Source organism: Citrobacter sp. CK198 (genome assembly GCF_030333295.1).
Taxonomy (GTDB): domain Bacteria; phylum Pseudomonadota; class Gammaproteobacteria; order Enterobacterales; family Enterobacteriaceae; genus Citrobacter_B; species Citrobacter_B koseri.
Window position 1 is genome coordinate 1 of record NZ_JAOWGE010000016.1, and the last position, 211, is coordinate 211.

Here is a 211-nt window from a genome sequence, read left to right on the forward strand (position 1 = left end):
TGAGAGACTCATACACACTTTACGTGTGTCGTTTCAATTTTCAGCTTGATCCAGATTTTTAAAGAGCAAATATCTCAAACGTCACCCGAAGATGAGTTTTGAGATATTAAGGCAGGTGACTTTCACTCACGAACCAGCAAGTGGCGTCCCCTAGGGGATTCGAACCCCTGTTACCGCCGTGAAAGGGCGGTGTCCTGGGCCTCTAGACGAA

1 tRNA gene is annotated in these 211 nt (G+C 47.4%); it reads right to left on the reverse strand.

Going from position 1 to position 211, the window contains the following annotated elements:
* Positions 1-141 precede the first annotated feature (141 nt).
* Positions 142-211 (reverse strand) — tRNA-Glu (locus tag OGY62_RS02025).